The 5,157-nt window shown below is 71.3% G+C and carries 5 protein-coding genes; 4 read left to right on the top strand and 1 reads right to left on the bottom strand.

Annotated features, from left to right (window positions below; all coding sequences use genetic code 11):
• Positions 1-76 precede the first annotated feature (76 nt).
• The gene (locus LOY02_RS13580) at positions 77-916 is read left to right on the top strand and encodes an RDD family protein (protein WP_317182895.1); all 840 of its coding nucleotides are present in this window, start codon (positions 77-79) and stop codon (positions 914-916) included.
• 235 nt (positions 917-1,151) lie between these two features.
• On the opposite strand, the gene LOY02_RS13575 is transcribed toward LOY02_RS13580, so the two are convergent.
• Positions 1,152-2,672, bottom strand: a complete 1,521-nt coding sequence (locus tag LOY02_RS13575; protein WP_317182905.1) for a DEAD/DEAH box helicase — start codon at positions 2,670-2,672, stop codon at positions 1,152-1,154.
• A gap of 376 nt (positions 2,673-3,048) precedes the next feature.
• Between LOY02_RS13575 and LOY02_RS13570 the strand changes: the two genes are divergently transcribed.
• The 3 genes from LOY02_RS13570 to LOY02_RS13560 all read left to right on the top strand — a co-directional run.
• The gene (locus LOY02_RS13570; protein ID WP_317182894.1) at positions 3,049-3,957 is read left to right on the top strand and encodes an ABC transporter substrate-binding protein; all 909 of its coding nucleotides are present in this window, start codon (positions 3,049-3,051) and stop codon (positions 3,955-3,957) included.
• Complete coding sequence (locus tag LOY02_RS13565) at positions 3,954-4,913, top strand: amino acid ABC transporter permease (RefSeq protein ID WP_317182893.1); 960 nt, start codon at positions 3,954-3,956, stop codon at positions 4,911-4,913. The genes LOY02_RS13570 and LOY02_RS13565 overlap by 4 nt, the downstream gene beginning before the upstream one ends.
• The coding region (locus tag LOY02_RS13560) for an ATP-binding cassette domain-containing protein (protein ID WP_317182892.1) at positions 4,913-5,157 on the top strand (245 nt) is incomplete at its 3' end. The genes LOY02_RS13565 and LOY02_RS13560, both read left to right, overlap by 1 nt.

Here is a 5,157-nt window from a genome sequence, read left to right as displayed (position 1 = left end):
CGAGCGCGTCGAGGTTCACGCCGTCACGATATAGGCCGTATGCCGCTGGGCTCGCCGGGTGCGTACGCTGCCTCCCATGACGGCTGGGCCACCGGCAGGACCGCGCACCCGGGGATACGCCCCCGAGGAGACGGTGACCGGCGAGGGCGTCGCCCTCGAGCTGCCCGTCGCGAGCCTCGGGATGCGAGTCCTGTCGGGGATGATCGACGTGATCCTTCACGTCGGGCTGCTCATCGGGGTCTTCGCCCTTGCCGGCGCGCTCACCGGGGAGGCCTCCGATGCCGTGTCGCGCACCGGCGCCCTCGTGTCCATCGTCGGAGTCCTCGTTGGCGTGCCGACCGCATCCGAGACGCTCAGCCGCGGCAAGACGCTCGGCAAGCTCATCACCGGGCTGCGCGTCGTCCGCGACGACGGTGGCCCGATCTCGTTCCGGCATGCCCTGACACGCGCGCTCGTGGGCTGGGTCGAGGTGTACCTGCTCACCGGTACCGGTGCCGTCATCGCGGCGCTCGTCACGGCCCGGACCAAGCGGCTGGGCGACCTCGCCGCCGGCACCTACGTCATCGCCGAGCGAAGCCGCATCCAGCTGCCCGCGGCCCCCCAGGCACCTCCAGAGCTCGCCGGGTGGGCCGGCCACGCCGACATCGCGGCCCTGGACCCTGACCTGGCGGTGGCGGTGCGGCAGTTCCTCCCTCGGGCGCACGCCCTCGTCCCGCAGGCGCGGTACGAGCTGGGCCGGCAGCTCCTGGACCGAGTCCTTCGCCTCGTCGCGCCGGCACCACCTCCGGGCCACCACCCGGAGTCGATCCTGCGCGCCGTCATGGCCGAGCGCTACCGCCGTGACCTCGAGCGACTGGGGCGCGAGCAGTCACTCCGCGACGCGGTCCTGCCGTCTCGCGCGCACGAGCGCACCTGACCCGGACGACGGCGGCGTCTGGGGCCACTCGACCCTTTGCGCACGCTCGAGTGGCCCCGAAAGACACCCGCGGGGCGGCGTTTGGGGCCACTCGACCCGACGTGCACGCTCGAGTGGCCCCGAAATACACCCGCGGGGCGGCGTTTGGGGCCACTCGACCCGACGTGCACGCTCGAGTGGCCCCGAAATACACCCGCGGGGCGGCGTTTGGGGCCACTCGACCCTTTGCGAGAGGTCAGCCGGCGCGGCGCCGGCGGGTGCCGGCGCGGTTGCCGGCCGAGAAGGCCGCAGCACCGCCGCTGGAGCTCGTCGAGTACACGGTCGTCGAGCCACTCCGCCCGCCACCACGGCGGGAGCTGCCCGACGCGGCCCGGGGAGCCTGACCGCCGGCGCGACGTCCGGCGGAGCTGCCCTCGCCGGCCTGGCTGCTGCGACCTCGTCCGCGACCCTGGGCACCACCGGCACCCGTACCGCTGCGCGCCGGACGCCCGCCTCGGCCACCGCGACTGCCGTCGGACGACGAGCCCGGGGACGAGGCCCGTGAGCCCCGCCCGCCACGCGACTGCGGGGCGGGCTCGCGAACGAGCCCAGCGGCATACGACCTCTCGCCGGGGGCGAGCTCCGCGAGCAGGGGGTGACCCGGCGCGACCCGGGTGGTCGTGGGCCTGATGCCGGCCTTGCGGGTGAGGTCACGCACGTCCCGGACCTGGTCGTCGAGCATCATCGTCACCACCGTGCCGGCGGCGCCGGCGCGGGCCGTGCGGCCGGAGCGGTGCAGGTAGGCCTTGTGCTCGACCGGAGGGTCGGCGTGGATGACGAGCGCGACGTCGTCGACGTGGATGCCGCGGGCCGCGATGTCCGTCGCCACGAGCGTCTGCGCGCGGCCGCTGTGGAAGTCGTCCATGTTGCGGGTGCGGGCCCCCTGGCTGAGGTTGCCGTGCAGCTCGACGGCCGGAACTCCCGACGAGTTGAGCTGCTTGGCGAGCTTCTTGGCCCGGTGCTTGGTCCGCGTGAAGACGACCTTGCGGCCGGGCGCGGCGGCGAGGTCGAGGATGACCGGCAGGTGGGTGTCCGGGGCGACGTGGAGCACGTGGTGGGCCATCGTCGAGATCGGGGACTGGGCCGAGTCGGCCTCGTGGGTGCGGGGACTCGTGAGGAACCGCTTGACGAGGACGTTGATCGCGCCGTCGAGCGTCGCCGAGAAGAGGAGGCGCTGGCCCCGGGCGGGAGTCTGGTCCATGATCCGGCGGACACCCGGGAGGAACCCGAGGTCGGCCATGTGGTCGGCCTCGTCGAGCACCGTGATCTCGACGGCGTCGAGGACCACGTGGCCCTGGCCCATGAGGTCCTCGAGGCGGCCGGGCGTCGCGACGACGACGTCGACTCCGGCCCTGAGGGCACGCACCTGGGGGTTCTGGCCGACCCCGCCGAAGATCGTCTGGCTCGTCAGGCCGGCCACCGTGGCCAGCGGGGCGAGCGCGGTGTCGATCTGGGTGGCGAGCTCACGCGTCGGCGCCAGGATGAGGGCGCGGGGGTGCCCGGCGCGGCGGCGCTTGGGGGCCGCGGTGAGGCGGGCCACGAGCGGCAGGAGGAAGGCGTAGGTCTTGCCGGAGCCGGTGCGACCGCGGCCGAGGACGTCGCGCCCGGCCAGGGAGTCGGGCAGGGTCGCGGCCTGGATCGGCGTCGGCGTCGTGATGCCGAGGTCGGCGAGGACGCCGGCGAGGGAGGACGGCACGCCGAGCGCGCCGAAGGACATGTCGGTCAGGGCAGTCGTGTCGATGGACACAGGTGGGTACTCCAAGAGGTCAGGACGTGGTCGTTCTGCCCGGCGCGAGGCCTCTCTGGGACGAGGGGCCGGTCGCGGCGCAAGAGCGAATCGACTGGGGCGGGAGCAATGGGTCCACGCCAAGAAGAAGTGGCCCGAGGCAGAACTGGGCGGGCCACTGGGACCAACGATATCCGACCCCGAGCGGATTCCTCGCATCGGGGTCGACCGCGCAAGCATGACGCACCGCACGCCCCAAGACAACGGTTCGGTTGCGCGGATGGGCACCATCGCCGGAAAGTGGCAGTATCGGCGTTCTCAGACACACCACGGACGCCCGCGTCCGAACCGGAAGGACCCACCCCCCATGCGTCGCATGCCCCTCCTTGCCGTCACCGGCATGGTCGCCGTCGGCCTGACCCTGTCAGCCTGCGGCTCCGACTCGATGTCACCCACCACCCCCGGCGAGTCCAGCCCAGCCGGCACGTCGGCTGCCGGAGGCGGCGCCGACCCGGCCCTCGCCGCGAGGGTTCCCGACGAGATCAAGTCGGCCGGCAAGATCGTCATCGGGACGGACCCGACGTACGCCCCCAACGAGATGCTGGACACCGACGGCAAGACGGTCATCGGCTTCGACGTCGACATCTTCGACGCCGTCGCCGCCAAGCTCGGCCTCGAGACCGAGTGGCAGCCCGCCGGCTTCGACTCGATCATCCTCGGCGTGACCGGCGGCAAGTACGACATCGGCGTCTCGAGCTTCACGATCAACGACGAGCGCAAGCAGCAGGTCAACATGGTCAGCTACTACAGCGCCGGCACACAGTGGATCACCGCCAAGGGCAACCCGAAGGGCGTCGACATCGACGACGCCTGCGGCAAGAACATCGGGGTGCAGAAGGGCACGGTCCAGCTCGACGACCTCACGGCCCGGAGCAAGGCCTGCACCGACGCCGGCAAGCCCGCGATCAACATGGTCGTCCAGGAGGGCCAGGACCAGGTGACCGCGGACGTCGTCAGCGGCAAGGCGGACGCCATGCTCGCGGACTCCCCCGTCGGCCTCTACGCCATCCAGCAGACGAACGGTCAGCTCGAGGCGCTCGGCGACATCTACGACTCGGCCCCCTACGGCTACGTCCTCCCGAAGGACCAGACCGAGTTCGCCGAGCTCATCGTCGATGCCCTCGAGGCGGCGAAGGCCGATGGCTCCTACGACGCGGCGCTGAAGAAGTACTCGGTCGAGGCGGGGGCTATTGACGACTTCGCCGTCAACCCGTGACGACGAAGGACTCCGCGGAGCGGCCGGGCGTCATCCACGCCCGGCCCGTTCCGCACCCCGGGCGGTGGGTCGCCCTCGCGGTGATCCTCGTGCTCATCGCGATGCTGATCAACTCGTTCCTGACGAACGAGCGCTGGGGCTTCGCCGATGCCTTCGAGATCATGCAGCAGTCGCCGGTGATCGAGGGCCTGCTCAAGGGCACCATCCTCGGCACCGTCGGCGGCATGGTGATCGGCATCTTCGGCGGCGTCCTCATCGCCATCCTCCGCCTCTCCCACAACCCCATCCTTCGGGGTGTCTCGTTCGTCTACACGTGGTTCTTCCGCGGCATCCCCCGCCTCGTCCTGCTCGCCATGATCGGCAGCGGGATCGGCTTCCTCTACAGCCAGGTCGACTTCGGCGTGCCTTTCGGGCAGCAGATCGCCAGCTGGCTCGGGCTGTCGAGCGACTTCACCTTCTTCACCCTCAACGTCCACCAGTTCTCGAGCACGCTGCTCGCCGGCATCGTGGGCCTCGGCCTCTCCGAGGCGGCCTACATGGCCGAGATCGCCCGGGCCGGCATCCTCTCGGTCGACAGGGGGCAGGAGGAGGCGGCCGCGGCGCTCGGCATGGACCGGGGCAAGACGATGCGCCGGATCGTCCTGCCGCAGGCGATGCGGGTCATCGTCCCGCCGACGGGCAACGAGACGATCGCCATGGTCAAGGACACGTCCCTGCTCTCGGCGATCCCGGTCATCACCGAGCTCTTCTACCAGACGAGTGCGATCGGCAACCGGACGCTGCTCATCATGCCCGCGTTCGTCGCGGTCACCGCGTGGTACCTCATCGTGGGCTCGGTCCTCATGGTCGGCCAGCACTTCCTCGAGAAGCGCTTCAGCCGGGGCTTCGGCGAGTCCAGGCGCGCCAAGCCCAGGCCCCGCGCCGTCAACCGGCCGGCCGGCGCAGGAGGTGCCTGATGACGACCACCCACGACCCGCGGCGTGACACGGGCGCAGACGTCCGCGAGCAGCCCCTCGTCCATGCCGTCAACGTCATGAAGGCCTTCCACGGCAACGAGGTGCTCAAGGGCATCGACATCGACGTCCACCGCGGCCAGGTCGTCGTCCTGCTCGGGCCCTCGGGGTCGGGCAAGACGACCTTCCTGCGCTGCATCAACCAGCTCGAGACGATCGACGGCGGCCGGATCTGGGTCGACGGCGA

It is taken from the genome of Intrasporangium sp. (assembly GCF_032907665.1).
GTDB lineage: Bacteria > Actinomycetota > Actinomycetes > Actinomycetales > Dermatophilaceae > Intrasporangium.
Note: the sequence above shows the minus strand (reverse complement) of the source record. Positions and strands in the feature narration are given on the sequence as shown.

Bases quoted from the DNA above. Each gene is read 5' to 3' on its own strand.
- LOY02_RS13580 (WP_317182895.1), top strand. From the start codon at position 77: ATGACGGCTGGGCCACCGGCAGGACCGCGCACCCGGGGATACGCCCCC.
- LOY02_RS13575 (WP_317182905.1), bottom strand. From the start codon at position 2,672: ATGTCCTTCGGCGCGCTCGGCGTGCCGTCCTCCCTCGCCGGCGTCCTC.
- LOY02_RS13570 (WP_317182894.1), top strand. From the start codon at position 3,049: ATGCGTCGCATGCCCCTCCTTGCCGTCACCGGCATGGTCGCCGTCGGC.